This is a genomic window from Alcanivorax sp. VBW004, from assembly GCF_009718865.1.
Lineage (GTDB): Bacteria > Pseudomonadota > Gammaproteobacteria > Pseudomonadales > Alcanivoracaceae > Alcanivorax.
In genome coordinates, this window is the sequence record NZ_WNHC01000001.1 from 218,821 (window position 1) to 244,336 (window position 25,516).

Below are 25,516 nucleotides of genomic sequence, written 5' to 3' on the forward strand. Positions count from 1 at the left end.
CAGTATATGAGTGTCGCAAAACCCTGTGCAGTAACGTAAAGGCCTTTGTTCGCACCTCGAGAGGTGCTCCTACAGAAAAATCAGACATTGCTTATATTGTGTGGAATTGTGGCAGGTAAGCATGCCTGTTATGACAGCTATCTATCACGGGTCGCGTCTGCGTCAGGGGCGATTTTCAGAGCAGGGCCGGATTTACCATGTCACCACGGTGACCAAGGGTCGTTACCCCTATTTTTCCGACAGTCACCTGGCCAGTCTGGTATGCCGGACGCTGCTCTGGAGTGATCAGTCAGGCTCCACAACCTCTCTTTGCTATGTGCTGATGCCTGATCATTTGCATTGGCTGTTTCAGCTGGGGGATGACGAAATGCTGTCTAAAGTGATGTTGCGGGTGAAAGGTCGCAGTGGGCGGCTTTGCGGGTTACCGCTTTGGCAGAGGGGCTATCACGATCACGCCATTCGTAGGGAAGAAAATATTCAGGATGTGGCGCGATATATTGTGGCGAATCCGTTGAGAGCAGGTCTTGTGCGCTCTCTGCGTGATTATCCTTACTGGAACGCCGTCTGGTTATAACTCCCTGTAGGAGCACCTCTGGAGGTGCGAACCGCGCGTCAGCGCGAAAATCGTCCGCAGGACGATCAGGAATAACAGCACCCACAGGTTTGAGAGCGCACCGTCGGGTAACGGATACGTTGTCGCTTCGCTTCGCGAGGTTCGCGCCTCAAGTGGCGTATTCGTTGCACTCACCCGTTGGGCCGCACTATGTGCGTTACCCCGCTTCGCTACGTTCCTGCAGAGGCTTCGGTATGAAGCCGATCAGGTTGCAGACGTGGCCGTCAGTGCTGCGTCCTGCTTGCGTCGTTTGCTGGCCACCCTCGCCTTGCGTTTCTTCCACCAGATCACCAGCCCGGTGATCGACAGCATGGCTACGGCAATGCCCATGATCGACACGATGATGCGGCCCGGCAGGCCGGCGATACGGCCGGAGTGCAGGGGGAACTGCAGCTGGTTGAAGACGTCGGCGGCGGTGCCTTCCCAGGGCACTTCGTCACCGATCAAGTCCGCGCTCTTGCCATCATAGTAGAGGCTTTTCACTTTCATGCCGCCGCTGTCGTGGTCTTCACCCGGGTAGTAAAAACGCACGCCGAAGACTGCGAAATTGTCGCTGTAGAAGGTATCGCCGATGGGCTCTTCCCAGCCGCGGTTGTCCGCTTCGGTCCGGGCTTTTGCAAATAATTCAGGCCAGCTTACCTGGGGTTCTACCGGATCATGCAAGGCGGTGGGCGTGCGTGTTTCAAACGGCCCGGGGGTGGTCTCGGACACCATGGACATGACCGGGTAAAAAATTTCCCGGTACAGGTTCAGGGAGAAAGAGGTAAAGGCCAGCATCAGCAGCAGCCCGAATACCCACAGCCCCACGGCCCGGTGCAGGTCGAAATTCAGTTTGTAGGCGCCTGCGCCACGGCGAATCATCCAGGCGGGTTTCCAGCGTTGCAGCCAGCTTTTGCCCCCGGGTTTTTGCACGCGGCGCTTGCGCGGCAGGGTCAGTGCCATGGCAATAAAGGTATCGAACAGCCAGACCATGGCGGCGGCGCCCATCAGCCAGACGCCCCAGTGGTCGATGCCCTTCCATTCCGGCAGGTGCAGGGTGAAGTGCAGTTTGTAGAGGAACGACATCAGGTGTTCCGGGTGCAGGGAGATTTTCCCCCACTCGCGCTTGCCGACAATCTCGCCGGTGACCGGGTCCACGAAGGCGTGATCGTAACCCAGTTCATAACGCTGCCCGGTTTCCGGGTTTTCCCGGGCGTCCACCCAGATTTCCGCGTTATGGCCGGGCTCGGCTTCCAGGCCAAAGAAGCTGGCACGCACCCGGGGGTCGGCGTCTTCCACATGGCGAACCAGCTCCAGCATGGGTAGCGGTTCGCCCTGGCTCTGGCTTTTAAACAGATGTGGATTGAGCCACTCGTCCAGCTCGTGGTCCCAGGAAATCAGTGCCCCGGTCAGGCCGGCAATAATCAGGAAGACGGCAATGAAAAGGCCGAACCAGCGATGAAGCAGAACCAGAAATGCGCGCATGGGAAATCCAACCGGGGCTGACAATGCGGCGCAGCCTAGCACAAAAAGGAATCATTCTCATTACTGAGGTGAGAGGATCAGACGCCCGGTTGGCGAGGGGCCCATCGCGGGTAGGGGATGCCGGCCAGGCGGTTGATCACGAAGGCCTGGCCGACCAGCAGGGCCACTGCGCTGAGCAACACCGGCAGCTGCTGCAGTTCGTGCATCAACCCCAGTGACACGATCAGCGCGGTGGCGCCAGCAGGCGGGTGGGCAACCCGGAACAGAATCATCAGTGCGCTGGTGAGCCCCAGCGACAGGCCGGCGGCGGCCACCCGTGACCATTCAACGCCGGTGATAAAGGCGGCCGGGGCATCGTGCAGGCCGCATAGCCACAGTGATGCCCACCCACACAGGGCGCCAATCAGATGGCCGCTGAGGACATTGCGGGGGGAAGCCGCTTCCGCCAGGGGCAGGTGGAACAGCAGGAAGGCCGTCGCACCCAGTGAGGGGAAGATAAACGCCTGCTGGGTCACCAGCGCCACACTGGCGATCAGCGCAATGCTGAGGCCGCCGTTGACCAGGTTGAACAGCGCCAACACCACGCGGGGATTAAAGCGCTCACTCATGGTTTCCAGATGCAGCTGCCGCAACAGGCCACCGACCAGTTGCTGGCGGAGCTGGTCACTTTCCTTACTCATGGTGTGCACTAATCCGGGGCAGAAAAAGAGCGCGCATACTAAGGCCTTGCGGCCCTTTGGGCAATTATGGTGCGTTCTGCATGGCCTGGATCATGGCCTGCAGGGGCTGAGGATGGCCGTCGGCAGCCTGTGGCGGCTTTTTAACAACGCGAGCCTGGCAAATCCGCTAGCATGAGCCAAGACAAAAAAGGAGATCGGTGTGGACGGATTTTTCTCGCAGGCGCTGGTGTTGCTGGGGGCGACACTGGTGCTGTTGCCGTTGTTTCAGCGGTTGGGACTGGGCAGCATCCTGGGCTACCTGGCGGCTGGTATCGCAGTAGGGCCGCTGGGGTTTGGCCTGGTCAGTGGCGGTAACGATGTGCTGCACTTTGCCGAGTTGGGTGTGGTGCTGATGCTGTTTTTGGTGGGCCTGGAACTGGCCCCCCAGCAGTTGTGGGCGCAGCGTCGTCGACTGGTGGGACTGGGTGCCAGCCAGATGGTCTTCAGCGCGTTGTTGCTGGCAGGCGGGTTTTGGCTGGTGGGTTTCAGCACCAACCAGAGCCTGGCCATCGGCGCGACGCTGGCGCTGTCGTCCACGGCCTTTGTGGTGCAGATGCTGGTGGAGAACAACCAGCTGGGCACCCCGCAGGGGCGCTCCGCGTTTTCTATTTTGCTGTTTCAGGATCTGGCGGTGATTCCCATCCTGTTGCTGTTGCCGGTGCTCGCTGGGGCCCAGGCGGGGGAGGACAGCCCGCAATTGCTGGCGGGCCTGGCGGCGCTGGTGGCCATGGTGTTGGCGGGCAAGTATGCGCTGAACCCCTGGCTGGGCTGGCTGGCCAAGCTGCGTAACCGGGAGTTGATGACCGCCAGTGCACTGATGCTGGTGCTGGGCTCTGCCGCGCTGATGGAGCACCTGGGCCTGTCCATGGGCCTGGGTGCGTTTGTTGCGGGTGTGCTGCTGGCCAACTCGCCCTACCGGGAGCAATTGGAAACCGACATTCAGCCTTTCAAGGGCCTGCTGCTGGGGCTGTTTTTCCTGGCGATCGGCATGACCATGGACCTGCGTTTGCTGCTGGACCACCCGGGTAACATCGCCCTCTTCCTGGTGATGCTGCTGGGCCTGAAAGCGCTGGTGCTGATCGTGATCAGCCGCCTGCGTGGTGGCGAGTGGCGCAGTACCTTCATGTTCGGCATTTTGCTCAGCCAGGGGGGCGAATTCGCCTTTGTGCTGCTGACCCAGGCGCAAACATTGAACCTGCTCGACCCGGCCGTTGCCGGGCAGCTCAATCTGGTGGTGGCATTGTCCATGGCGTGCACACCGTTATTGCTGAAGCTGATGGCGATGCTGTGGCCCAAGGCGAGCAGCAAGGGGCCACGCAAGGACCTGGAAGAAGAAAGCATGCCTGCGCACCATCCCCAGGTGGTGATTGCCGGGCTCGGGCGCTTCGGGCAGATCACCGCCCGGATCCTGGTAGGTCGCCAGATTCCTTTCACCGCACTGGATTCCGACCCGGACGAAATTGATATGCTGCGGCGCTACGGCAACGAAGTGTACTTCGGCGATGTAACCCGGCTCGATCTATTGCACAACGCGGGCCTGGAGCATGCCAAGGTGCTGGTGCTGGCGGTGGATGATGTGGACGCCTCCCTGAAAGCCGCAGAACTGGTACGCCACCACTTTCCCAGCGTCACCATCGTGGCTCGCGCCCGCGACCGCTATCACGCTTACAAGCTACATGCCCTGGGCGTGGATCAAGTGATTCGGGAAAGCTTTGAATCAGCCCTGCTCAGTGCCCGCCTGACACTGATGCAGCTGGGGGTTCCCGAGTCCACGGCTATTGATCTGGTGCGCAGTTTCCGGGAGCTGGATGAGCGCCTGTTGCTGGAACAGATTGAGCATCGTGCCGATATGGACATGCTGGTGGAAACCAATGCCAAAGGCCGGGCGGAATTGCAGTCGTTGCTGTCGGAGGGAAAGACATAGTGGTGCTGCGATAAGCCGCGTTTCCGGGGCGCCGGAGATGCCCCGGCCAGTGCAGGTCGGATTGCGCCTTTCAGGCTAATCCGACCTGCCCGTACACGGAACGATTACAGCTTCAGCTTGTTCAGCCCACGGCTGATGGCCTGGCCCAGGCCGGCTTTGATGATCGGGCCGATCAGGGGCAGCTTGCCTTCAAATTCGATGGTGTAGTCCAGCTGGCTGCCGCCATTGGCCGCTTCGGAAAAGCGCATGATGCCTTTATGGTGCTTCAGCGGGCTGCCCTTGGTGATGGTGTATTCAATGCGCTCGTTGGGAACCACCTTGGTGACGGTTTCTTCGAACGGTGGCGCCACCAGAATTTGCATTTTCCGGGTAGAGCCCACACCGTTGGGGCTGTCCTGTCCGTCCTTGATGCGCTTGATCTTGGCCGGGGCAAAAATCAGCTCCAGGTTTTCGTGCACGCTGAGAAAGTCGAACAGCTTGTCCACGGAGAACGGGAAAGTCTTGGAAATGTCGATGCGTTGCATGGCGGTTGCTCCCACTTCTGCCCGGCAGGCCGCCGGAAACGTTTCATACTACCTAATGCGGTAGTAAACAGGGTGTCGATTCTGCCTGTTGGCTGTCCACCCGCAAGGTTAATTTGGGCCATAGCGCTGCCAATGGCGGCTACGCTTCCCCAGAGCGTGTGCTGTCGAACCCTTCAGCCAACCAGGCGGTGATCATTGCTGCGCTGTCCTCGCGGCAGTCGCTGGCGTTCTGTCCGGCCCACAATGGCGAACAGTCCCCGCTGCCCTGCGCTTCTGCGGCGGCACGCAGTGGCCCGATAGCGTTGCCCGCCAGCGGGAATGCCGGCGCGGTGTCCGGGAAGCAGCCCAGCTCGTGCATCAGCCGATTGACCATGCCCCGGGCGGGACGGCCGGAAAAAGCCGTGGTTAATGCGGTGTGCCGAGCCCGGTCGCTGTTCAGCCATTCTCGATGCACGGGTTTGGTGGTGGCTTCCGGACACAACAAGTAGGCCGTGCCCACTTGCACTGCGGTTGCGCCTAACGCCATGGCGGCCCGCACGCCGGCGGGGCTGGCAATGCCGCCGGCGGCGATCACCGGAATGGAGACGGCATCGGCGACCTGCGGCAACAGACTAAAGGTGCCCTGCTGGCGACTCAGATCATCGCTGAGAAAATGGCCCCGGTGCCCACCCGCTTCCAGCCCCTGGGCAATCACCGCATCGGCGCCTTGTGCCTGGAGCCAGAGTGCCTCTTCAACCGTGGTGGCACTGGACAGTACGGTGGCCCCGGTGGCTTTTACCCGATCCAGCAGGCTGGCCTCCGGCAAGCCGTAATGAAAGCTCACCACTGCAGGCCGGAACAGTGCCAGCACTGCCGCGCAATCGGCATCAAACGGCTTGCGTGATGGGCCTTCGGGAATCGCCGAACTATCGGCTCTGAATGCCTCATAGTAAGGGCGCAGGGTCTGCGCCCAGCGCTGCTCCCCGGCCGGGTTCGGTGGCGGTGACGAATGGCAGAAAAAATTCACGTTCCAGGGTGTGTCGGTGGCGGCACTCAGTTGCGCCAGTTGCTGTTCCAGGCCGGCGGCATCGAGCATGCCGGCCGGCACAGAGCCCAAACCACCCGCCGCACAGACGGCAGCTGCCAGACGCCAGTCTTGCACCCCGGCCATGGGAGCCTGGATTAGTGGCAGAGCAGTGTTGAACAGCGGTCGCATAGGCGGTTCCTCGTCAGGCTGGAAAGAGGGTCAGCGAATCACACGATCCAGGATGAATTCGGCCCGGATGTGGACCGGGGCTCGGGGCACCTCCACTAGCGTATAGCCAAAATGCCGATAGGCCGTTTGCATGATCTCGAAGGTGGCGACGGCTTCAGCAAACGATTGTTTGCGTTCCTTGTCGTTGGTAAAGATAGCCTCCCAGGGAGGGAAGAGGAAGACGGGGTCATGGTATCGCTGCGCTTCACAGGCTTGAACCAGAGAGGAGGGAACCATCAGACCTTCAAGGCGTGAGTAGCCATAGATATCGACCAGGCCCCGATCAAAAAAGACCGTCCCCTTATGGTCCGCAACGCGGGCATGGTTGGCCTGCTCGGCTGACAGCATCCGGTCACGAAAAGCGGTTTTGTCTTGCCAGGGAACGGCCTTTCCGCCCTGCTCAACCTGGGATTGAATCACCTGACGGCCGACTTCTTCGCAACAGCGAAAACCAAGGTGGGCAATATGCTCGATAACTGCTGTCTTGCCGGCGCCGGGTCCGCCGGTCAGCACGATGGGTGTTGTCATTTGCCGGAACCTGAGGTGCTTGCATGGCTGTCAGATGCGAGCAGTGAGTAGAGCGCCTGGTCCAGGAATCGGCCATAAAGCCTTTCCGATTGCCTGAGCGTGCCTTCATGGATAAAGCCCAATCGTTCCGGCAGAGCCCGGCTTTGTCGGTTGTTGATGGCACAGCGAATCTCGATCCGGTTAAGGTCACATTCCGTGAAACCGATAGTAATGAGTTGTCGGACGGCGGTTGTCGCAATGCCTTGGCCGGTGTGGTCCTGCCCGAGCCAGTAACCGATGGATCCGGTGCCGTGCGGCTTGTTAATGCTGTGGAACCCGGTAACGCCACATAAGTCCCCTGCATGAATAATGGCAAAAGTGGGGGCGCTATTGGATGCGGCCATGCTTTCTGCGCTTTCAATAAAGTGCCGGGTGTCATCGACGGTGCGTACCTGATCCAGCCAGGGTAGCCACTCGCGCAGGAAGCGGCGATTGCAATCAGTGAGTGCAAACAACGCGGGCGCAAGGCCTTGATTGAGTGGTTGTAGTGTGACGTCGGGTTGCACGCGGCTATCCGTCCGATGGCAGGCGTTTTGCCGTGCCGGGGGTGAGTTAACGTTTGCCTTCCACCTTGCTGATGGTGCCCTGGGCAACAGCGATGAGCCGTTCTTCGCCGTTATTCAGGGCGATCACTTCACACTGGCAGACAGCCTGTTTTTGGCCACTGGAAAGCACTGTGGCACGGGCCGTTAGCCGCTCCCCCAGCGCCGGGCGCAGATAGTTGATCTTGTATTCGGAGGTAACCGAGTCCCCCAGTACGGAGCCGCCGGCATAGGTGAGCGCATTGTCGGCGAGATAGCTGACAACACCGCCGTGGACAAAGCCGTGTTGTTGCTTCAGTTCATCGCGCACAGCCAGTGTCAGCACGGCCTTGCCGGGTTCGAAGGCCTCGAGTTCGGTGCCCAGCAGCGCGCTGAATGGCTGGCTGGCAAGAACCTGTTTGCCGAACTGGAAAAGCTCACTCATGACAGGGCTCCGGTTTTAATCAGGCGTATGAAAGCCGGTGGTTACTCGGCGTGCGGCTGGGGTGAGCGCACTTCGGCACTGCCAATACCACGGGGGTCGCTGGCGGCGGTGACTTCGCCGCTGTTCTTGCCACTGCCCTTGCGCCACAGGATGGCCTGCATGTTGCCGTAGTTGCGGCCGGTGGAAACCACCTTGTGGCCCATTAGCATCAATTCCTTGGCGGCCTGGCTGCCGACGAATTCCGGCTCTGCCTGGACTTCGTCAGGCAGGAACTGATGGTGGAATCGCACACGACTGACCCAGTCTTCGACTGGTTTATCGTTGGCGGCTTCAATGACTCCCAGCATCACCATGGAGATGATGCGGCTGCCGCCGGGGGTGCCGAGAATGGCGACCCGGTCGTCGAACTCCACGAAGGTGGGGGTCATGGAAGAAAGCGGGCGCTTGCCGGGGGCAATGGCGTTGGCCTGGCTACCCACCAGGCCGTAGGCATTGGGGCTGCCGGGTTTGGCGGAGAAATCGTCCATTTCGTTGTTGAGCAGCACTCCGGTGCCGGGGGCCACAAAGCCGCTACCGAACGGCAGGTTAATACTCAGGGTGGCGGCGACCCGGTTGCCGTCTTTATCCAGTACCGAGAAATGGGTGGTGTGAAAGCCTTCTTCCACGCCGATGGGCTCGCCCAGGCTGCTGCTGGGGGTGGCCTTGTCCAGGGTGATGCTGCTGGCGCGCTGTTTGGCGTAGTCGGTACTCAACAGCTTATCCACAGGCATATCCACAAAGTCTGGGTCGCCCAGATACCGTGCCCGGTCCTGGTAGGCGCGGCGCATGGCTTCGATGGCCAGGTGCGGGGTCATGTCGCCGGTGTCACCGGCGTTGAACTGGCTGAGGATGTTCAGTGCTTCGCCCATGACGATGCCGCCGGAGGACGGCGGCGGTGCGGAGATGACCCGCCCCTCGCGGAACGGGCTGACGGTGGGTGTGCGTTCCACCACGGTGTAGTCAGCCAGATCGTCCAGGGTCCAGATGCCGCCGGCCTGCTGCACGCCGTCTACCAGCTGTTTGGCCACTTCGCCCTGATAGAACCCTGCGTTGCCCTGTTCAGCGATGGCGGTGAGTACCCGGGCCAGATCCGGTTGCTGGATCAGGTGGTTGTTGGGGGGCACCTTGCCGTTGTGCAGGAAAATGGCGGCGGCTTCCGGGAAACGGTTGAGCACGTCTTCGCGGTAACCGGCGAGCTTGCGGTAATGCTCTTCTACGCGGAAGCCTTTCTCGGCCAGTGCAATGGCCGGGGCCAGGGTGGCAGTGAGGGGTAATTTGCCGTAGTTGTCCGCAAGGTGGGCGAAGGCGGCAGCCTGGCCGGGAATGCCGGCGGCGCTGGGGCCGTTCACCGCCCAGTCGCGCATTACCTTGCCATCCTTGTCCTGATACATGGTGGCCGTGGCGGCGCCGGGGGCGGTTTCACGGGCGTCTACAAAGGTCTGCAAGCCATCCTGTTCCCGGTGCAGAAGCCAGAAGCCGCCCCCGCCCATACCGGCAGAATAGGGTTCGACCACCGCCAGGGCAGCCGCCACGGCCACGGCCGCATCGAAGGCATTACCGCCCTGCTCGAGAATGTTGAGCCCGGCTTCTGTAGCCAGAGGGTGGGCGCTGGCCACCGCGTTCTTGCCCGGCCCGGCCGCCTGGGCGGTAACGGTGATCAGCAGCAGTAACGGGATCAGGGTGCGCATCGGGTGTCCTCCTTGAGAACCGGTGGGTGTGGAGCGGTGTCCGGCTTTGTTGTTATGGCTGAGTTGAAAGTTAAAAGTTTAAAGTTGAAACGCGGACAGGGCTCGATTTCTGCCTGGTCGTGCCCGCGCACACTGGTAATGGCGCGGGTATAGCCGTTCAGAACCCAATCACCTGGCGCGCGCTTTTTAACTTTCAACTTTTAACTTGTCACTGCTACTTCTGCCGCGCCTTGCGTTTCTCTTCCAGGGCTTCGGCGACCAGGGGTGGCACAAAGTTATTCACATCCCCGTCCAGCAGCGCGATTTCGCGGATCAGGGAGCTGGAAATAAAGGACAGGTGTTCCGCGGGGGTCAGGAATACCGTCTCCAGCTCTGGCGCCAGCTGGCGGTTCATGTTGGCCAGCTGGAATTCGTACTCAAAGTCACTGACCGCGCGCAGGCCCCGCAACAGGATGTTGCCGCCCTCCTCCCGGCAAAAATGGGCCAGCAGCTTGGAAAAGCCGGTGACCTTCACATTCGGCAGGTGCGATAGCACGCGCCGGGTCAGATCCACGCGCTCTTCCAGCGTAAACAGGGGGCCCTTCTTCTCGCTGGCGGCGATGCCTACCACGACCTCATCAAACATTTTGGCGGCCCGTTCCACCAGGTCCAGGTGGCCGTTGGTAATCGGGTCGAAGGTGCCGGGATAAATTACGCGGTTGGTCATGCTTGGCTCGCTCTGTCGCGGTAGAAACCGTATCCGGGAGCACCCCGGATACCCACTGTGCCGCAAGCATACCCGATGCGTTGGCAGAGTTGCAGGTATAGCGGACCTGGGTTTGAAACCGGTTAGAAGGACGTTGGAACCCGCTAATGGGGGCAGGATTGATGAAATGGGGCACCCAAATGTAAGCATTTGCTTACACAAAGTGAGGGAAAATGCGCAAGGTTTGGTGCTTGATTTTCGTGGAAACCAGAGATCAGCAATTAGTTTTATATTTTCATCCTCTTTAATCGCCCGCTTGTCGTCATCCGTTTGCCGGTTGAAAAGCCGCAGGACTAATTTGGGACTCAAGTCACATAAAGTATTAACCGGGTGTAGCACCGGAAGCCGCCGGTCCCAGGGAAGGTCTTCTTGTCTGGGATGTTCAGGGATAGATGCCGATTTCATGGATTGTGGAAACGATGAGAAAGCAACGGCTGGGCTTTGTAGGATTGGGGGATGACACGGCAAGCGCCTGCTTGTCCATGTTGAAGATCATGGATGGCCGGTCTGAAGTAGATTGGAGCCACAGTGATCCCGACAGCGCAGATGTGCTGATGATTTCCTGCGATCAAACGGATGAAACGCAACGCTGGGAGCGCAGCGACAAGCCGCGCATTGTCGTATACCACGGTAATCAGCAAAAACCGGCGTCGCCGTTTATTCTGCAGCACCCTTTCCGGGTCATGCAGTTGTTATCCGTGCTCGACGAAGTTGCGGACACCTTGTCGTCCGGGGGGGCGTCACCGTCCCATTCCTCCGCCCAGGTGGCTGCGCCCTCTACCGCTGTATCCAATAATGTCTCCCCTTTCTGGTTATCCCTGCATGAGGCAGTTAACGGAAACGTGCCTGACCCGGCGGGGCTGCTGGTGTCGTCGTCGTCCCATGGCGTGCTGTATTTCAAGCCGGCGTCCCAGCGTTTCTATGCAAGCAAGGCGCTGTTCCGCCAGTTGGCTGCAGGCTCCGTAGAGTTAGGCCCACTGACACCTACCACAGAGCCGTTACCGGAAGAGATGGTGGCTTGCCCGCTGTTTTCATTGTGCTGGATGGTGTCACGTTACGGCGCAACGCATCTGGCGCCGTGGATGAATCCTGAAGGGGCGTTTCATCTTAAACGCTGGCCCAGTTTTGGCACCCTGGAAAAGAGCCGCACGCATTTGTCTCTGTGCGCCTTGATGACCAAGCGCCCCCTGACCCGTGAGCAACTTCAGCAAGTTTCACACTGCAGTGAGGAAGAGCTGGACCGGTTCATCAATGCGTGTGAAATGAGTGACCTGATGGTGTTCGAGGAAGCCGTCCAGGTGCCGTTGCCGGAGGCCGCTGCCGAGGAAGGAAAAGGACGCTTTGGTGGTTTGATCAAAGGCTTGCGCAGTCGATTGGGGTTGAGTGCTTAGCAATGACAAATGACGAATTCAAAATTCTTTTTACCGGCCCCATGGGGGCAGGGAAAACCACGGCAATTACTGCGTTAAGTGACCAGGAATGTGTGTCCACGGATGTGGTGAATACCGATATTGATCAGTGCGACAAGGAAATGACCACGGCAGCGCTGGACTATGGTTTCATCGATATTCCTGGCGGTGGTGGTGTGCGCCTTTATGGCACGCCGGGGCAGGAACGGTTCCGGTTTATGTGGCCGATCCTTGCCAATAATGCTGCTGGTGTGATCGTGCTGTTGAATGGCGAACATCCGGATCTGGATAGCCACCTGTCAGTGTTCGTCGATGCATTCTGGGAACAGGGTGCCATGCCCATGGTTATCGGCGTAGGCCGGCTGGCCAGCGAGGATTTTGAAATTATCGAGCGGATCACTGATACCTTACTGGAGCGTCATATTTCACCGCCCATTTTTTCTGTGGATGTCCGAGAAAAAGACGATGTTCTGTTACTGGTCGAGGCGTTGCTCTGCCAGATTGAAGTTAACGAAATGGGAATGATGCAAGCATGAAAGTCGCCTCTCCGCTTGGAAAAACTGAAACGGCGGTTGCCCAGAAAGAACTGGAAAACTTTCAGGAAAATACCAAAGGTGTTACCTCCGCCGTATTGCTCAGTACGGATGGTTTTGAAGTGGCCTCGTTGCAGGTGAACAAGGACAGCGCAAGCCGGCTTGCGGCCATGGGCAGTTCGTTGGCGGCGATAAGTTCCGCTATCGCCAAGGAAGCGGGCATCTCTGAATGCAGCAGATTGATTGTTGAATCGGACGAAGGTGTGGTTGCGGTCATGAAGGTTCCGAATCTAAAGCCACCACTGGCTCTTGCAGTGGTGGCGAACGATGCCTCTTTGTTGGGGCAGCTTCTCTGGGGGGCCAAGAACTGTTGTGCCGCTCTTGAGGAAAAACTAAAAAAGTAAATTTTATAACCCGATGAAAATATCGGGATAACATAAGTGTTGAAGGAGATTTACCATGGCGAGTATCAAAGAAAGTATGGACGTATTGCTGCAGTCTGATGGTGCCATGTGTACCGCCATTGTTGATGCCAACAGTGGTATGGTGCTGGGTCAGGCCGGTACCGGTCTGGACCTGGAGCTGGCAGCGGCGGGCAACACGGAAGTGGTCCGCGCCAAGTTGAAAACCATGAAGTCCCTGGGCCTCAATGACAAAATTGAAGACATCCTGATTACCCTCGGGACCCAGTATCACATTATTCGTCCGGTAGCTTCGAAAGAAGGGCTGTTTATCTATCTGGTGCTGGACAAAAGCAAATCGAATTTGGCCCTGGCTCGCCGTAACTGTCAGGAAGTGGAATCCACGCTGGCGTTGTAATCTGCTTTCACCCCGCCATGCCTTTTGGTTGGCGGGGTTTTTTCTTATTCCTCTTTTTCTTTTCCCCTTTCAGTTTTTCCTTATTCCTTCTTGGAAATTTATTGTGCCTCAGTGTTGGCTTGCTGCTGATGGTATCGTCGGGTGCTCCTTTCTATCACCTCCTTGATGTTTGGGGTGGTGGCGTGATGATGTTGGAGAAAAGCGTCCGTAATGGCGGTATCAAAGCGTGTAGGTTGAATAAAGTGGAGCGCTTCCGGGTAGGTATTCATCAATGCTGCAAGGCCGGGCAGGCGTAGCAGCGCAGTCAGAACGGGAATGGGGATATAGCGACGCGGGGCATGTTTGTTCATGTGGGCGGCCGCTTGTGCGAGCATCGGTTGAAGATTCGGTGTCTGCCCATCCAGGGCCAGCAGTTTTTCCGGCACGGTCTCTGCGGTGGCGGCCAGGCGGATGATGTCTGCGAGGTGGTCCACGGCCACCAGAGGCAACCAGTGTGCCGGCGTGCCGGGCACCAGTGCCAGGCGACCGCGAGCGAGATTGTCGAGCAGGCTGTATAGCGGCTGGCTGTTATCCAGCTCGCCGGTCTGGCTGTTGCCGGCCACCGTAGCGGGCTGGACTTCCACAAAATCGAGCGCGTGCTGTTTGGCAAAAGCCCGTGCCCGAAAGGCGGCTTCCAGTTTGCTGGCTTCATAACCGCCGGCCCGTCGGTAGACCTTCGGCCAGTCGGTGCCTGATGGCGCGGCGGTATCAATGCCAAGCCGATTCAGGTGCGCCTGGTTTTCCAGCATGAAACCACTGATAAATACCAGGCGGCATTGGTGCTGGCGGGCCAGTTCTGCCACGGCCAGGCTGCCCGCTACATTGGTGTGGCGGGCGGTCCTGGTGTCCAGCCGCCAGGCGAAACGGGCGCCGAGATGAATGACGGCGCCGAGTTCGGGAAGGGGGGCGGTCAGGCCCAGATGGGTCTGATCCAGGTCGCCGCTGACCGGCTGGAGCAAGTGACCTTGCCCGCCAAGGGCGTCTACCTGTTGGCGCAGGGTATCCAGTTGGGCCTCTGGGCGTCGCAGCATGGCGACGACGGTATGGTTCTGGCGGGTCAGGCTGGCGCAGACGTGGCGACCGATAAAACCGGTGGCCCCGGTGATAAAGAAGATCATGGTGATGTCCTTTTCCTGTTTTCACGGAGGTGTGGAGAAAGCTCACGACTACGCTAAGGTGTAGAGTATGCTCTAAGGTCAACAGGGAATAAGTGAGCCTCCTATGCGCATTGCAGAACTGGAACAGCGGACCGGTGTGAGCCGCCATACCTTGCGGTATTACGAGAAAGAGGGGTTGTTGCTGGAGGTCGGCAGGCGAGGCAATAACTACCGGGATTATTCGGAGAAAGCGGTGCAGCGGGTGGGCATGGTGCGCCAGCTGAAGGCGCTTGGCTTTTCGCTCAAGGAGATCCGCGAGGTGCTGGACGCCCTGCGCAGTGACAGTATCGATTGTGACCAGGGCGCGGCGTTGATGGCCGAGAAAAAAGCCGCGGTGGATCGCAAGATCACGGAACTGAAGGCGGTTAGCCGGATGTTGGGTGCGGAGCAGAAACGCTTGCTTGCCAGTGCCGAGGCGCAGCGGCGGAGCCAGGCCTGCGCAGGGTAAATGTATCGCGCCAGAAGGTTTACTGCTTGTGGGGAAATCGATACTTCTCGTCAATTCTGGTGGTTTTGGTTAGCGTCCTGGTCGGACAAGTGCGGTTTTTTACTGGTGCAGAGACGGCGCGGCCATTAGCGTGATTGCCCATCTGTTTCATCACCTGTGAGGAATGCCCATGAATCGCGCAACGCAAGCCAATCCTTCTGTTCAGGCTGTACCGGGCCTGTCTTTCACTGCGGCAAAGGCACAGGGGCAAGCGACCGGGGATGAGGCACTGGCCATTTTTGATGCGCTGGAACCGGTGGCCCCGGATTTCATGATCGGTGCCTGGAAAGGCGAAGGGTTTGAAACCGGCCACCCGATGGATGGGGTGCTGGAGCGTTGCCATTGGCACGGCAAGCGTTTCGAGAGCGAAGAGCATGTGCACCCGCTGGTGTTCCGCAAGGTCTCCGGCAAGCTCACCTCGGTGAAGCCGTTACTGACCATGCCCGGGCTGGGGTTGCTGGATCAGATGCCGTTCCTGAATTCGGCGTTTGTGGGCAAGGTGTTCCAGTGGATCTTGCCGTTGCTATCCGGGCGCAAGTCCGCCGCGCGACTGCGCACCACCACCTACCGGGGGGTGGCCACGGCGACCATGATGTACGACAACCTGCCGATCAACGATGTGTTCCGCAAGGTGGATGACAATACCGTGCTCGGCATCATGGACTTGAAAGGCATGAAGCAGCCGTTTTTCTTTGTGCTGCGTCGCGACGGAAACTGAGCTCTGCAGTCTCGGAATGTTCTCTGAATGATCCGCTCATGGAGTCACGCTTCCGGGCTCCGCCTTGCAGCAGCTATTTCAAAATGCGCACAAATTTGCTCTAGTGAGGGTTCGCTTCAATGACAAGGAGGTTGTCATGCGAACGTGGGTGATTGTGTTATTGCTGATATCGCCGCTGGTGTCTGCAGAGTCGGTGGGGCGTCTTGAAGGCCAGAGTGACGACGGTCAGACGTTTCGTCTTGGTATGGAAAGCATCGGTGTTGTCCGGTTGCCTCAAGCGGCGGATAGCGGCTTCGACTCGATACACCGGTTCACGGATGAGCCTTGTGTCTTCATGAAGGGCGATACCATGATGCTGGTGTGCTCCGGGTCGCCCGGCAATGGCCTGAGTGGTTCGTTGTATCAGCAGGTAGGCGAGCCGGAAAAGAAAACCCGTGTGGTGACGATGGAATGTGTGCGTGGCTGTTCCGACAGGGTGCCGGCAGTGATGCAATACATTCCAGTCCAGTGTTGATTGCCAGGGCTCACGGCGGCTGAGCGTTAGCGCCAGCCCGGTGTGTTCAGGGCTGTTCAGTAACCACTGTCCTCTGCGTCGCCGCTAAGGCGTTCGCGCCGTTCCTGCTCTTCTTCGAAGGCGGCCTTGATCTCTGCCAGCACATCATCCACATCGGCAATATGCTCGTCGTCGTCCACCTGGCCGGTCAGTTCGCTGTCCGGTGTCAGCTCCCCGCTTTCATACAGGGCCCAGATTTCCTGGCCGTAGCGGCTGCCGCGCAGTGACGGTGCGTATTGGCCGTAATAGCGGGTCATGTTGTCCACATCCCGGTAGAGCATGGCTTCGGCATTGTTGTTGGCGGCTGCATCCACGGCCTGGGGGAGGTCGATGATGACCGGGCCGTAGTCATCCACCAACACATTGAATTCCGACAGATCACCGTGAACCACGCCGGCGCAGAGCATGCGCACGACGTACTGCATCATCAGGGCATGGTCTTCCTCGGCTTGCTCGGCGGACATCACCACCTCGCTTAGCCGGGGAGCCACATCGCCTTCGTCGTCGGTGACCAGTTCCATCAACAGCACGCCTTCGAGCATGTCGTAGGGCTTGGGCACGCGCACCCCGGCGCTGGCAAGCAGGCGCAGGGCATCCACTTCCGCGCTCTGCCAGATTTGCTCCTGCTGTTCGCGGCCAAATTTGGAGCCCTTTTCCATGGCCCGGCTGCGGCGGCTGTTACGCACCTTGCGCCCTTCCCGATACTGGGCGGCTTTCTTGAAGTTGCGCTTGGCGGCTTCCTTGTAGACTTTCGCGCAGCGGATCTCCTGGCCACAGCGGACCACGAAAATATCGGCTTCCTTGCCACTCATCAGACGGCTGATGACCTCATCGACGAGACCGTCATCGACCAGGGGCTGTAAACGTTGCGGGGTTTTCATGCCGCACTTATACCTTATTTGGCGCACGGCTTCGCCTGCTTCCTGCGGTTTTCGGCGAGGATGGGCAGAGAAAGTCGGGTGTGGCGGTAAGGGGGATGATGAAAAGCCCTGCTGCGCGAGGGTGGCGCAGCAGGGTGACAGGGGGCGCTCAGGCTTTCAGCTTGTCGGCCAGAGCCGAGGCATTGCGTGCACTGAGACCGTATATGGACAACTGCGGGTTGGCCCCGATGCTGGTGGGGAACACCGAGCCGTCGATGACGTAGAGGCCGTTCAGGTGTTTGTAGCTACCGTCGCTGTTGACGGTACAGCGGCTCTCATCGGCTCCCATGGTCAGGCCGCCCATGACGTGGGCGCTGCCCAGGCCGGTGATGACCGGGGCATAGTCCAGTTGTGCAACACCTTCGCGGGCCGCCTTCCAGCTTTTGTAGTACCCGGCATCAGCGTGGCTGGGGCGAACCTCTTTGGCGCCGGCAGCAAACTGCATTTCCAGCATGGTCAGGTGGGCCCGTTTGGTGCCATCCAGCAGGTACTCGTTAACCGGGTAATCCAGCAGTGGTTCGCCGTTATCGCGCAATTCCACGGTGCCGCCCTGGTTATCGTCGTGGAAGCCGTCGCGGATCATGGCGATGGACGCGGCCAGGTTGGGCAGACGTTCGATTTCATCGCGGGCCCGTTTGCCAAACCCGCCCATCAGCGCACCGGACAGGCCCGGGTGCATGGGCATCATTTCCATCTTGTAACCTGCCGGTCCGTTGACGCCGTGCTTGAAGTTGAATTCGTCGGAATACACGGATTGCGGCGCGCCATAGTACGGGGCGATTTCCTTGTCGTAGATGCCGAACGCAAAACTGGTGGGATGCAGGAAGGTGCGTTTGCCGACCAGGCCATTGGGGTCCGGGGCATCGGAGCGCATCAGCAGTGCGGGGCTCTGGATACCGCCGCCGGCCGCGATCACGGTTTTTGCCTTGAGGGTCACGGTGGCGCCGGTGGGGACTTTGTCGTCGTTCAGGGGGCGCACCCGTACGCCGGTGACGGTGTCACCGTCGATGATCAGGGTGTCGGCCTGGGCGCTGTGAATCAGCGTGGAGCCATGATCCAGGGCGCCGGGAATGGTGGTGACCAGCATGGATTGTTTGGCGTTGGTGGGGCAGCCCATGCCGCAATAACCGATGTTCCAGCAGCCGCTCACGTTGCGGGGGATCAATGCGGAGTGCCAGCCCTTGCTGTCGCAGCCACGCTTCATCACGTCGTTGTTGGCGTTGGGGGGAATGGCCCACTTTTCTACCTTGAGTCGGGTTTCCATCTGCTGGAACCAGGGGTCCATTTGCGCCCGGCTGAGGCCCTGTACGCCGAATTCATCGTGCCAGTATTGCAGGGTTTCGTGGGGGGTGCGGAAACAGCTGGTCCAGTTGATCACGGTGGTGCCGCCCACGGTGCGACCTTGCAGCACGGTCATGCCGGCGTCTTTGGTCGCACGCAGGGCGCCTTCCTGGTACAGGTCGCGATAGGCGGCGCCTTCATCCAGTTTGAAATCGTCGGAGCTTTTCAGTTTGCCGGCTTCAACCAGAATGACCTTGAGGCCACGCTGGCTGAGGATTTCCGCACTGACGCCGCCGCCAGCGCCGGTGCCAACGATGATCACATCGGCTTCCAGGGTACGGTTGTCGGTGATGGTGCGACCGTCGAGCACGTCCCAGCCGTTGGCCGGGTCTTTCCACGGATCTTTCACATTGATGGTGAGAGTAGTCAGGTCCTGCATGGCGTTATCCTTTTTCTTTGGCTAGCAGTAACACGCGATAACGGCCAAAAGTGGTGCGGGCCGAAAGCGGCGCGTGTCAGGCAACGATTTTCCGGGGTGGGCCGGGATAGCCGGTGGTACGGGCGCCGGTGGGTTTGACATACCAGGCCATATAGATCGGCTGGGTCAGGCCCTTGAAGGCCATGCGGGACAGGCTCCGTTCGCTGGCAGACCAGTTCGCCAGGGTTTGCTGGAGCTCGTCGTCGCTCTGGTCGGCAAAGCTGGCCCAGCTGCCGGTGATATACCAGCGGGCGGCGCCCAGTTGCATCAGATCCAGTACCTGAAACAGCGCACCCCGAGTGCCGGGCATGCCGCCGTCGAGCAGGTCGTCGAAGGCTTTCATGCCGTCTTCGGCAGTGGCGCCCGCATCGCTGAGGGCAGAGCCGAGCACGGCGCCCACCAGCGGGGTCAGCAGGTCCACGTCTTGCTGTCGGAAGTGTTTATAGCCGGTTGCCGGGCCGTCATTGCTGGAGCAACCGGTGAGCAGGGCCAACCCGGAACCGGTGGCCAGTACTGCACTGCCGGCGGCGCTCAGCTTGAGAAAGCCGCGGCGATTAATTCCCTGATCCATAGCGCACTCTTCTTATTCGTTAGTCGTTATCTGCAGGAGCGTCGCTGGTGGAGCGATTGCATGCGCTGGAATATGGCGCTGCCAGCGACGCTACTGCAAAGGCAGGTCAGGACCTGCCAGCGTTTTTATTTCAGCATGTATTTATCGATGAACTTGTGCATGCCCCGGCCGTAAGGCGGCAGGATAAACTTGGTGGCGTTGAACTTGCCCTTTTTGTAGATCCCTTTGGCCTTGGAGAAGGTCTTGAAACCTTCCGGACCATGGTAAGCGCCCATGCCGGACGGGCCGATACCGCCGAACGGAATGTCATCCACGCCCACGTGGGAGATGGTGTCGTTCAGGCAGACGCCGCCGGAGTGAGTGCTTTTGAGCACCTTGTCGCCGTTGGCCTGGTTCCAGTCGAAGTAGTACAGGGCCAGCGGACGGGGGCGCTCGTTCACGTAATCAATGGCGTCGTCCAGGGTCTTGTAAGGCACTACGATCATCAGCGGGCCGAAGATCTCGTCGTGGCTGATCTGCATATCGTCGGTGGCGTTGAGCACCATGGTATGGGGCAGTTTCTGGCTGCCGCTGAAGTCTTCATTGGCCGGGTTGATCTCAATCACCTCGGCGCCCTTCTCACGGGCTTCGGTGACGTAGCCTTGCAGTCGTTTGAGCTGACGCTCGTTAACGATGGCGGTGTAGTCCGGGTTATTGACCATGGTGGGGTAAGACTGCTTCACCTGGGCGGTCCAGGCGTCCACGAATTCCTGCACGCGATTTTCCGGGCAGAGGATGTAGTCAGGGGCTACACAGGTCTGGCCGGAGTTCATGCACTTGCCGAAGGCAATCCGTTCGGCCACGTCCTTCATGGGGAAGTCCTGGCCGATGATGCAGGGGCTCTTGCCGCCCAGCTCCAGGGTGACCGGAGTCAGGTTGTTGGCCGCAGCGCGCATGATGTGTTTGCCCACGGCGGTTGAGCCGGTGAACAGCAGATGGTCAAAGGGCAGTTCAGAGAAGGCCTGGGCCACGTCCACTTCCCCATTGACCACGGCGAGTTGCTCTTCCGGGAAAGCGGCGCTGACCAGCTTTTCCAGCAAGGCGCCAGTGCGCGGGGTGGCTTCGCTCATCTTGACCATGACCCGGTTGCCTGCGGCCAGCGCGGTGAGCACGGGCACGATGGCCAGCTGGATGGGGTAATTCCACGGCACGATAATGCCCACCACGCCCAGCGGCTGGTATTCCACCCAGGTTTTGCCGGGCCAGCTCAGGGCGCTGACGCTGCGTTTTTCCGGCTTCATCCACTTACGCAGCTTCTTGCTGTTGTACTTCAGCGCTTCCACGCTGAGCATAATTTCTGCCAGCTTGGTTTCGTCTGCCGCGCGGTTGGAAAAATCGTTGCTGACCGCTTCGACCCAGGCGTCGATATTATCCAGCAGCATCGGCTTGATAGGGTTCATCAGCGCGATGCGTTGCTCGGCACTGGGATAAGGGTGTTGGCGAAATGCGGCCTTTTGGGCATCAAAGATGCGGTGCATGCGCTCAATTGCGGTGGTGTTGCCTTGCAGTTCTTTTACTTCGGCGACCATGGTCCTCGCCTCCCGAGTTCAATCGTTATGTATGATGGAATGATTAAAAATTCACCTTGAGTCTGATTTTTAGAGTAATTACTCTAAGAGTCAACATCGTGTATCGAAAAGACCACATTTGGCCCCTTATGACCAGCACCAAAGATCGCATTCTGGAAACCAGCCTCTCCCTGTTCAACCGTCAGGGGGAGCGCAACGTGACGACCAATCACATTGCGGATGCCCTGGGAATCAGCCCGGGCAACCTGTATTACCACTTCCGCAACAAGGGCACGATTGTGGCGGCCCTGTTCGACCGCTATCAGCTCCAGCTCCTGGCTTTGCTGGAAGCGCCACAGGGGCCGTTAAGCTGGCAAGTGAAGGTGCATTACTTCGAGGGGTTGCTGGCGTCCATGTGGCAGTACCGGTTTTTCCACCGGGATCTGTCTCACTTTCTGCACGCGGACCCGGCACTGGCGGCCCGCTATCAGCAGTTTGTGGAAACGGTGCTGGTGCGCGGGACGGTGATTTACGAGGAGTTGCGCAGCAGCGGGATTCTGGCGCTGGACGATGAGCAGCTACAGGGCTTGATGGTCAACACCTGGGTGCTGATGTCTTCGTGGGCGGCCCTGATACATGGCCTGCGCCCGGACGCGGCGGCAGATGAAGGCCTGGATGAGCGCCTGATGCGCCATGGCGTCTATCAGATCATCTGCCTGGAGGAGCCCTTCCTGAAAGGGGAGGCCCGGGAGCATCTGGCGGAAATGAAGGCGCGCTACCGGGCGGCGGACAACACCAGCGAATTGTTGCTGGGCCATGTGCCCGGGCTGGACAGAACCGGCAGCGAATAGCTGCCCTTCCATCTGCCACTGCAAAAAACGGTTTTACCACAGAGGGCACAGAGCTCACTGATGAAAACCCTCTTTTCTCGGTTTGCCCTCGGCCCTTCGTGGTGAAAACGCAGGGCCATCGCCCTTTTCCCCAATACATCCCATCAACCTCTTTCAAACGCAGACGTTGATAACCGATGGTTGTTTGCCTCTATGGGGCGGCCTGCAGGCTCCTTGTGCATGGGCTGGATCCTATTCTCAATAACTTTGTCTTTATGGTCAGTGTTATTGGGTCAGGGAAAAGAAGAGGTCAACATATTGAATCATGCGTAAAAAGACCGGTTTGTAACTGACTGACTTTTCTGGTTTTATCTTTCGATATGCAAATTTGTATTTGGTGATATGAAGCCGGCGCGTTCATTGGATATTCGAGCCGGCTTCCTAATGCCTGTTATGTGTTCACAGCAATCGAGAGAATGAGAAAGTATGAGCAGTAATGATCTTAAATCTACTGAGGTAGATGATTATATTTCTACACAATCGTCTGATGCCCAGAAAGCACTTAAAGAATTACGCACAATGATCTGGGAAAGCTCTCCGTATGTTTGTGAACTTATGAATTATAATATTCCAGCGTTCGCTTTAGTCGAGGGCGGCAAGAGAGAGCAGCAAATAATGATCGCTGGCTATCAGAAGCACGTTGGGTTTTATCCCCATCCTGACGTAATAGAGAAATTTAAAGAGCAATTAGTTGGCTTTAAATATGCAAAAGGATCTGTGCAATTTCCGTTGAGCAAGCCTATCCCCAAAGAGTTAGTTGTTGGTATGGTTAAGTTCAGGGTGGCGCAGCTCACCCAATGAGAAAACACATAACAAGTCAATTAACTTCGCGCCTGCGGCGCCGGACGCATGAGCAACCTCGCTTGGGTTGTGTGTTTCACTCGGATCAGGGCATTGAATATGCCGCTCATGAATATCGATATCTGGTGGCTGCTGCGGGAATGCGCAGGAGTATGAGCCGAAAGGCAACGCCCCTGGATAATGCGATGGTGGAGTCGTTCTTCCATACGCTAAAGACGGAACTGGTTCATCTGCGTAAGTTTGAAAATGATATTGAAGCGGTCGCCGGGATTGTTGAGTTTATCGAATTCTATAATCGCGAGCGGCTTCACTCTGGGATTGGGTACCAAAGTCCGGCAAGCTATGTGCGGGCGTATGCCTGAAAGTGTCCACGAAAGTGGTAGCAGATCACGGCCGTTTATGTGGGCGTTACGTGTATTGAAACCGGAGGCTTCGTGAAGCCTGAAATAAAGGCAAAATTTGAGACATACCCCGCTGAAGCCCAAAGGCAGCTTGAAGCCGTCCGCGGGCTCATTTTTTCTGTCGCGGAAGAGAACGACTTGGGGGCAGTTGCAGAATCTTTCAAGTGGGGCGAGGCCAGCTACCTTGTAAAAGGCGGTACTACGATTCGAATGGACTGGAAGTCAAAAGATCCCGGTGCCATAAAGGTATATTTCCACTGCCAGACTAGACTGATCGAAACCTTCAGGGAGATATATCGCGATGAATTTGAATATGAGGGGAAACGAGCGATTATTGTCCCTTTGGGCGCAGCTGTTAAAGAAGGGCCTTTAGGTCATTGCCTCCAAATGGCATTGAAGTACCATAGCTTGAAACACCATCCATTGCTTGGAGCTTAGTGTCAAAAACACGTAACAAAGCCATTAAATACGCTCCCTACGGTCGCCGGACCTCGTTTCACTCCGCCGTTTATGGTGGGCGTTAAGCTCTTCGAGAGGCATTCGTGCAGACATTTAGAGAATTCGACAGAAAGCTGCTAAAGAATAACTCTCAGCTTGCCCTAAACAAGTACGGGCAGAACTTAATGTTTCCTCATTCCAAAGAGTGCGCCACACGCCGGGACTATGTTCTGCATCGGCTCGGGGCGACATTTCAGCAGATGTCTATTCTTAGACAATTTATAGATGCACACATAAAGAAGTACGAAGGGAACAACGGAGATACAGGAGAGCAGCTAGATCTCACATTCAACGCTATCAACCAACTAAGCTATTGTTTTGATAACCTCCTGTTCAATCTAGGATCATTATCAGATTACTTCGGAAATTACCTGGGTTTGTATCTATACGGGCCAAAGTTTCAGACCTTGAAGTGGAGTGGCTTCGTCAACAAAACCAATGATGCTTATGCAGGAAAGGATTTCGGCTCTCTGCTAGCCAAGGAGCACCGCGAGTGGTTTACCAGGCTCCATGAGTATCGTGGAGATATTATCCATAGAAAGGCCATTTTGATTGAGGTTTCAGGATTTGATAATAAGAGGTTTATGCCTCATACAGTAGAGCAATTAAATTTTCAGATTAATGATGCATTAAAGAAATACTTCCACCTTTTTAGGAAGGAGGAGAATCAAGAGCTATACTATTGCGCTGAGAAGATTTGCAATAGAACTATTGACGGACTTTCTAAGATCCTAGACGCTTCCGAACGGATTGTCTTCGATGAATCCTTTAAGCGTTTTAGGTAATAGGCAGCGAGCCGGGCACGGGGACAGACCCCACATTTCACTGACCTCCATGGCATTCTGGCATGACCCCATGTTGTTATTGGCCTCAGCGCCTCCCTGTTCCCTCTCTCTGCCGAAAACCATCCCTGTCAGCGAAACCCAAACCCCTGCACAAACGCCAGCAGGCGTTGCTCCAGCCAATAGCGCTGACTTTTGTCTCCCACAAAGCCCACATGGCCACCGTAATCGCTGACTTCCAGTGTCACCGCGGGCCCCAGTTCTTCCTGGCGCGGTAGCGTCTCCGGGGTCATGAAGGGGTCGTCGCGGTTTTGCAGCATCAGCGTGGGGGTGCGGATCTGTAGCAGCTTGGGGCCGGCGGAGCATTGTGCGTAATAGTGGTAGGCGCTACGGAAACCGTACAGCGGCGCGATGATCTGGTCATCGTAACGCCAGAATGAGCGGATGCCGCTCATGTTCAGGCGATGCAGGCGTTTGGCTTCCGGGGGATTCACCTTGTCCAGGTGGGTTTTCTGAACGGCAAAATTGCCCAGCAAGGTTTTCAGCAGGTGCTGGCGGTACAGTTTCGACAGGCCCTGATCCAGCCGGTTGGCGCAGATGTCCAGCCGCAAGGGGGAGCAGACTGTGGCCACGGCACTCAGGTCGCCATTGTCCCGGTGGGCCAGCCAGTTCAGCAGGCGGCTACCACCGAGTGAAACGCCAATGGCAATACGGTGTCCGGTGGGGTTTTCATGGAACACATGCTTGATGACCGCATCCACATCGTCCACTTCCCCGGCGTGGTAGCACAGGGCGGTGTCGTTGGGTTTCTTGGCACCCCGGCTGTTGATGGCCACGGAACGAATGCCCGCCTCGGCCAGCACCTTCTGCATGCCGCGCATGTAATGGGAGTCGCTGCAGCCGGACAGCCCATGCAGTAACAGCACGGTGAGCTGCCCCGGGCGACTTTCCGGCCCGGCCCAGTCCAGCAGTAAATAGTCACCGTCTTTCAGGTTCAGCCGCTCGCTGCGCCGTGTCACTTCGGGCAGGCTGCGGCCCATGGGCCCCCACAGGGTCTGCAGGTGCGGGTTGCGTAACCATAGTGGCGGTCGAAATGCTGACCGTACGATCTCGCCCATAGGCAGGGTCTCATCCAGCGGGAAGGAAAAA

29 protein-coding genes are annotated in these 25,516 nt (G+C 58.2%); 14 read left to right on the plus strand and 15 right to left on the minus strand.

The features are described 5' to 3' along the window. The first annotated feature begins 130 nt into the window (after positions 1-130). Entirely contained in the window at positions 131-574 is a 444-nt protein-coding gene (locus F1529_RS00995; RefSeq protein ID WP_155131282.1) for a transposase, read from the plus strand. Positions 575-817: 243 nt separating this feature from the next. Here the strand turns inward: F1529_RS00995 and F1529_RS01000 are convergent, their stop codons facing one another. Both F1529_RS01000 and F1529_RS01005 read right to left on the minus strand, forming a co-directional pair. Beyond that, entirely contained in the window at positions 818-2,077 is a 1,260-nt protein-coding gene (locus tag F1529_RS01000; protein ID WP_155131285.1) for a PepSY domain-containing protein, read from the minus strand. Positions 2,078-2,154: 77 nt separating this feature from the next. Further along, positions 2,155-2,757, minus strand: coding sequence for an HPP family protein (locus tag F1529_RS01005; protein ID WP_155131289.1), 603 nt, complete (start codon positions 2,755-2,757; stop codon positions 2,155-2,157). Between the two features lie 199 nt (positions 2,758-2,956). On the opposite strand from F1529_RS01005, the gene F1529_RS01010 reads away from it, so the two are divergent. Further along, positions 2,957-4,720, plus strand: coding sequence for a monovalent cation:proton antiporter-2 (CPA2) family protein (locus tag F1529_RS01010; protein ID WP_370456922.1), 1,764 nt, complete (start codon positions 2,957-2,959; stop codon positions 4,718-4,720). Positions 4,721-4,824: 104 nt separating this feature from the next. Here F1529_RS01010 and F1529_RS01015 read toward each other — a convergent pair whose 3' ends face one another. The 7 genes from F1529_RS01015 to coaD all read right to left on the minus strand — a co-directional run bounded on the left by F1529_RS01015 (position 4,825) and on the right by coaD (position 10,444). Beyond that, the gene (locus tag F1529_RS01015) at positions 4,825-5,244 is read right to left on the minus strand and encodes an SRPBCC family protein (RefSeq protein WP_007151373.1); all 420 of its coding nucleotides are present in this window, start codon (positions 5,242-5,244) and stop codon (positions 4,825-4,827) included. A gap of 139 nt (positions 5,245-5,383) precedes the next feature. Next, on the minus strand, positions 5,384-6,439 hold the full coding sequence (locus F1529_RS01020; RefSeq protein ID WP_155131292.1) for a nitronate monooxygenase family protein: 1,056 nt from the start codon (positions 6,437-6,439) through the stop codon (positions 5,384-5,386). A gap of 30 nt (positions 6,440-6,469) precedes the next feature. After that, complete coding sequence (locus F1529_RS01025; RefSeq protein ID WP_155131295.1) at positions 6,470-7,006, minus strand: AAA family ATPase; 537 nt, start codon at positions 7,004-7,006, stop codon at positions 6,470-6,472. Continuing rightward, the gene (locus F1529_RS01030) at positions 7,003-7,551 is read right to left on the minus strand and encodes a GNAT family N-acetyltransferase (RefSeq protein WP_370456923.1); all 549 of its coding nucleotides are present in this window, start codon (positions 7,549-7,551) and stop codon (positions 7,003-7,005) included. Before F1529_RS01030 ends, F1529_RS01025 begins: the two co-directional genes overlap by 4 nt. Before the next feature lie 46 nt (positions 7,552-7,597). Continuing rightward, complete coding sequence (locus tag F1529_RS01035) at positions 7,598-8,011, minus strand: PaaI family thioesterase (protein WP_155131298.1); 414 nt, start codon at positions 8,009-8,011, stop codon at positions 7,598-7,600. A 41-nt stretch (positions 8,012-8,052) separates the two neighbouring features. Further along, positions 8,053-9,738: a gamma-glutamyltransferase gene (gene ggt / locus F1529_RS01040; RefSeq protein ID WP_155131301.1), complete on the minus strand. Its 1,686-nt coding sequence runs from the start codon at positions 9,736-9,738 to the stop codon at positions 8,053-8,055. Positions 9,739-9,952: 214 nt separating this feature from the next. Further along, positions 9,953-10,444, minus strand: coding sequence for a pantetheine-phosphate adenylyltransferase (coaD, locus tag F1529_RS01045; RefSeq protein ID WP_007150106.1), 492 nt, complete (start codon positions 10,442-10,444; stop codon positions 9,953-9,955). A gap of 458 nt (positions 10,445-10,902) precedes the next feature. On the opposite strand from coaD, the gene F1529_RS01050 reads away from it, so the two are divergent. The 4 genes from F1529_RS01050 to F1529_RS01065 are packed head-to-tail and all read left to right on the plus strand — an operon-like array spanning position 10,903 to position 13,244. After that, positions 10,903-11,874, plus strand: a complete 972-nt coding sequence (locus F1529_RS01050; protein ID WP_155131304.1) for a hypothetical protein — start codon at positions 10,903-10,905, stop codon at positions 11,872-11,874. 2 nt (positions 11,875-11,876) lie between these two features. Then, complete coding sequence (locus F1529_RS01055) at positions 11,877-12,428, plus strand: ATP/GTP-binding protein (protein ID WP_007151251.1); 552 nt, start codon at positions 11,877-11,879, stop codon at positions 12,426-12,428. Beyond that, positions 12,425-12,829 carry a roadblock/LC7 domain-containing protein gene (locus tag F1529_RS01060; protein WP_155131307.1) on the plus strand — a complete coding sequence of 135 codons (405 nt, stop codon included), beginning with the start codon at positions 12,425-12,427 and terminating at the stop codon, positions 12,827-12,829. The genes F1529_RS01055 and F1529_RS01060 overlap by 4 nt, the downstream gene beginning before the upstream one ends. Before the next feature lie 55 nt (positions 12,830-12,884). Beyond that, on the plus strand, positions 12,885-13,244 hold the full coding sequence (locus F1529_RS01065; RefSeq protein ID WP_155131310.1) for a hypothetical protein: 360 nt from the start codon (positions 12,885-12,887) through the stop codon (positions 13,242-13,244). A 98-nt stretch (positions 13,245-13,342) separates the two neighbouring features. Here F1529_RS01065 and F1529_RS01070 read toward each other — a convergent pair whose 3' ends face one another. Further along, complete coding sequence (locus tag F1529_RS01070) at positions 13,343-14,401, minus strand: SDR family oxidoreductase (protein ID WP_155131313.1); 1,059 nt, start codon at positions 14,399-14,401, stop codon at positions 13,343-13,345. 103 nt (positions 14,402-14,504) lie between these two features. On the opposite strand from F1529_RS01070, the gene F1529_RS01075 reads away from it, so the two are divergent. From F1529_RS01075 to F1529_RS01085, 3 genes are all read left to right on the plus strand, one after another. Further along, on the plus strand, positions 14,505-14,888 hold the full coding sequence (locus F1529_RS01075; RefSeq protein WP_155131315.1) for a MerR family transcriptional regulator: 384 nt from the start codon (positions 14,505-14,507) through the stop codon (positions 14,886-14,888). Between the two features lie 169 nt (positions 14,889-15,057). Next, positions 15,058-15,645, plus strand: coding sequence for a DUF4334 domain-containing protein (locus tag F1529_RS01080; RefSeq protein WP_230457668.1), 588 nt, complete (start codon positions 15,058-15,060; stop codon positions 15,643-15,645). Positions 15,646-15,781: 136 nt separating this feature from the next. Further along, positions 15,782-16,159, plus strand: a complete 378-nt coding sequence (locus tag F1529_RS01085; RefSeq protein ID WP_039926621.1) for a hypothetical protein — start codon at positions 15,782-15,784, stop codon at positions 16,157-16,159. Positions 16,160-16,215: 56 nt separating this feature from the next. Here the strand turns inward: F1529_RS01085 and F1529_RS01090 are convergent, their stop codons facing one another. The 4 genes from F1529_RS01090 to F1529_RS01105 all read right to left on the minus strand — a co-directional run bounded on the left by F1529_RS01090 (position 16,216) and on the right by F1529_RS01105 (position 21,016). Further along, positions 16,216-17,079, minus strand: coding sequence for a PA4780 family RIO1-like protein kinase (locus F1529_RS01090; RefSeq protein ID WP_155131321.1), 864 nt, complete (start codon positions 17,077-17,079; stop codon positions 16,216-16,218). 148 nt (positions 17,080-17,227) lie between these two features. Further along, entirely contained in the window at positions 17,228-18,838 is a 1,611-nt protein-coding gene (locus tag F1529_RS01095; protein ID WP_007151553.1) for a GMC family oxidoreductase, read from the minus strand. A gap of 76 nt (positions 18,839-18,914) precedes the next feature. Beyond that, complete coding sequence (locus tag F1529_RS01100) at positions 18,915-19,448, minus strand: twin-arginine translocation signal domain-containing protein (protein WP_007149357.1); 534 nt, start codon at positions 19,446-19,448, stop codon at positions 18,915-18,917. A 125-nt stretch (positions 19,449-19,573) separates the two neighbouring features. Then, on the minus strand, positions 19,574-21,016 hold the full coding sequence (locus F1529_RS01105) for a coniferyl aldehyde dehydrogenase (RefSeq protein WP_007148412.1): 1,443 nt from the start codon (positions 21,014-21,016) through the stop codon (positions 19,574-19,576). A 128-nt stretch (positions 21,017-21,144) separates the two neighbouring features. On the opposite strand from F1529_RS01105, the gene F1529_RS01110 reads away from it, so the two are divergent. From F1529_RS01110 to F1529_RS01130, 5 genes are all read left to right on the plus strand, one after another. Next, positions 21,145-21,846 carry a TetR/AcrR family transcriptional regulator gene (locus F1529_RS01110; RefSeq protein ID WP_155131324.1) on the plus strand — a complete coding sequence of 234 codons (702 nt, stop codon included), beginning with the start codon at positions 21,145-21,147 and terminating at the stop codon, positions 21,844-21,846. Between the two features lie 465 nt (positions 21,847-22,311). Next, a complete protein-coding gene (locus F1529_RS01115; protein WP_155131327.1) occupies positions 22,312-22,686 on the plus strand; it encodes an iron chaperone in 375 nt (124 codons plus the stop codon). Continuing rightward, complete coding sequence (locus F1529_RS01120; RefSeq protein WP_155131330.1) at positions 22,683-23,048, plus strand: integrase core domain-containing protein; 366 nt, start codon at positions 22,683-22,685, stop codon at positions 23,046-23,048. The genes F1529_RS01115 and F1529_RS01120 overlap by 4 nt, the downstream gene beginning before the upstream one ends. Before the next feature lie 72 nt (positions 23,049-23,120). Continuing rightward, a complete protein-coding gene (locus tag F1529_RS01125) occupies positions 23,121-23,525 on the plus strand; it encodes a DUF1801 domain-containing protein (RefSeq protein ID WP_230457669.1) in 405 nt (134 codons plus the stop codon). A 104-nt stretch (positions 23,526-23,629) separates the two neighbouring features. Then, on the plus strand, positions 23,630-24,370 hold the full coding sequence (locus F1529_RS01130) for a hypothetical protein (protein ID WP_155131333.1): 741 nt from the start codon (positions 23,630-23,632) through the stop codon (positions 24,368-24,370). Positions 24,371-24,498: 128 nt separating this feature from the next. On the opposite strand, the gene F1529_RS01135 is transcribed toward F1529_RS01130, so the two are convergent. Then, positions 24,499-25,485: a YheT family hydrolase gene (locus F1529_RS01135; RefSeq protein WP_155131336.1), complete on the minus strand. Its 987-nt coding sequence runs from the start codon at positions 25,483-25,485 to the stop codon at positions 24,499-24,501. Between the last annotated feature and the right edge of the window lie 31 nt (positions 25,486-25,516).

Excerpts from the sequence above, each read along its gene's own strand:
- F1529_RS00995 (WP_155131282.1), top strand. The coding sequence starts at position 131 with ATGACAGCTATCTATCACGGGTCGCGTCTGCGTCAGGGGCGATTTTCA.
- F1529_RS01000 (WP_155131285.1), bottom strand. The coding sequence starts at position 2,077 with ATGCGCGCATTTCTGGTTCTGCTTCATCGCTGGTTCGGCCTTTTCATT.
- F1529_RS01005 (WP_155131289.1), bottom strand. The coding sequence starts at position 2,757 with ATGAGTAAGGAAAGTGACCAGCTCCGCCAGCAACTGGTCGGTGGCCTG.
- F1529_RS01015 (WP_007151373.1), bottom strand. The coding sequence starts at position 5,244 with ATGCAACGCATCGACATTTCCAAGACTTTCCCGTTCTCCGTGGACAAG.
- F1529_RS01020 (WP_155131292.1), bottom strand. The coding sequence starts at position 6,439 with ATGCGACCGCTGTTCAACACTGCTCTGCCACTAATCCAGGCTCCCATG.
- F1529_RS01025 (WP_155131295.1), bottom strand. The coding sequence starts at position 7,006 with ATGACAACACCCATCGTGCTGACCGGCGGACCCGGCGCCGGCAAGACA.
- F1529_RS01035 (WP_155131298.1), bottom strand. The coding sequence starts at position 8,011 with ATGAGTGAGCTTTTCCAGTTCGGCAAACAGGTTCTTGCCAGCCAGCCA.
- ggt (WP_155131301.1), bottom strand. The coding sequence starts at position 9,738 with ATGCGCACCCTGATCCCGTTACTGCTGCTGATCACCGTTACCGCCCAG.
- coaD (WP_007150106.1), bottom strand. The coding sequence starts at position 10,444 with ATGACCAACCGCGTAATTTATCCCGGCACCTTCGACCCGATTACCAAC.
- F1529_RS01050 (WP_155131304.1), top strand. The coding sequence starts at position 10,903 with ATGAGAAAGCAACGGCTGGGCTTTGTAGGATTGGGGGATGACACGGCA.
- F1529_RS01055 (WP_007151251.1), top strand. The coding sequence starts at position 11,877 with ATGACAAATGACGAATTCAAAATTCTTTTTACCGGCCCCATGGGGGCA.
- F1529_RS01060 (WP_155131307.1), top strand. The coding sequence starts at position 12,425 with ATGAAAGTCGCCTCTCCGCTTGGAAAAACTGAAACGGCGGTTGCCCAG.
- F1529_RS01065 (WP_155131310.1), top strand. The coding sequence starts at position 12,885 with ATGGCGAGTATCAAAGAAAGTATGGACGTATTGCTGCAGTCTGATGGT.
- F1529_RS01070 (WP_155131313.1), bottom strand. The coding sequence starts at position 14,401 with ATGATCTTCTTTATCACCGGGGCCACCGGTTTTATCGGTCGCCACGTC.
- F1529_RS01075 (WP_155131315.1), top strand. The coding sequence starts at position 14,505 with ATGCGCATTGCAGAACTGGAACAGCGGACCGGTGTGAGCCGCCATACC.
- F1529_RS01080 (WP_230457668.1), top strand. The coding sequence starts at position 15,058 with ATGAATCGCGCAACGCAAGCCAATCCTTCTGTTCAGGCTGTACCGGGC.
- F1529_RS01085 (WP_039926621.1), top strand. The coding sequence starts at position 15,782 with ATGCGAACGTGGGTGATTGTGTTATTGCTGATATCGCCGCTGGTGTCT.
- F1529_RS01090 (WP_155131321.1), bottom strand. The coding sequence starts at position 17,079 with ATGAAAACCCCGCAACGTTTACAGCCCCTGGTCGATGACGGTCTCGTC.
- F1529_RS01095 (WP_007151553.1), bottom strand. The coding sequence starts at position 18,838 with ATGCAGGACCTGACTACTCTCACCATCAATGTGAAAGATCCGTGGAAA.
- F1529_RS01100 (WP_007149357.1), bottom strand. The coding sequence starts at position 19,448 with ATGGATCAGGGAATTAATCGCCGCGGCTTTCTCAAGCTGAGCGCCGCC.
- F1529_RS01105 (WP_007148412.1), bottom strand. The coding sequence starts at position 21,016 with ATGGTCGCCGAAGTAAAAGAACTGCAAGGCAACACCACCGCAATTGAG.
- F1529_RS01110 (WP_155131324.1), top strand. The coding sequence starts at position 21,145 with ATGACCAGCACCAAAGATCGCATTCTGGAAACCAGCCTCTCCCTGTTC.
- F1529_RS01115 (WP_155131327.1), top strand. The coding sequence starts at position 22,312 with ATGAGCAGTAATGATCTTAAATCTACTGAGGTAGATGATTATATTTCT.
- F1529_RS01120 (WP_155131330.1), top strand. The coding sequence starts at position 22,683 with ATGAGAAAACACATAACAAGTCAATTAACTTCGCGCCTGCGGCGCCGG.
- F1529_RS01135 (WP_155131336.1), bottom strand. The coding sequence starts at position 25,485 with ATGGGCGAGATCGTACGGTCAGCATTTCGACCGCCACTATGGTTACGC.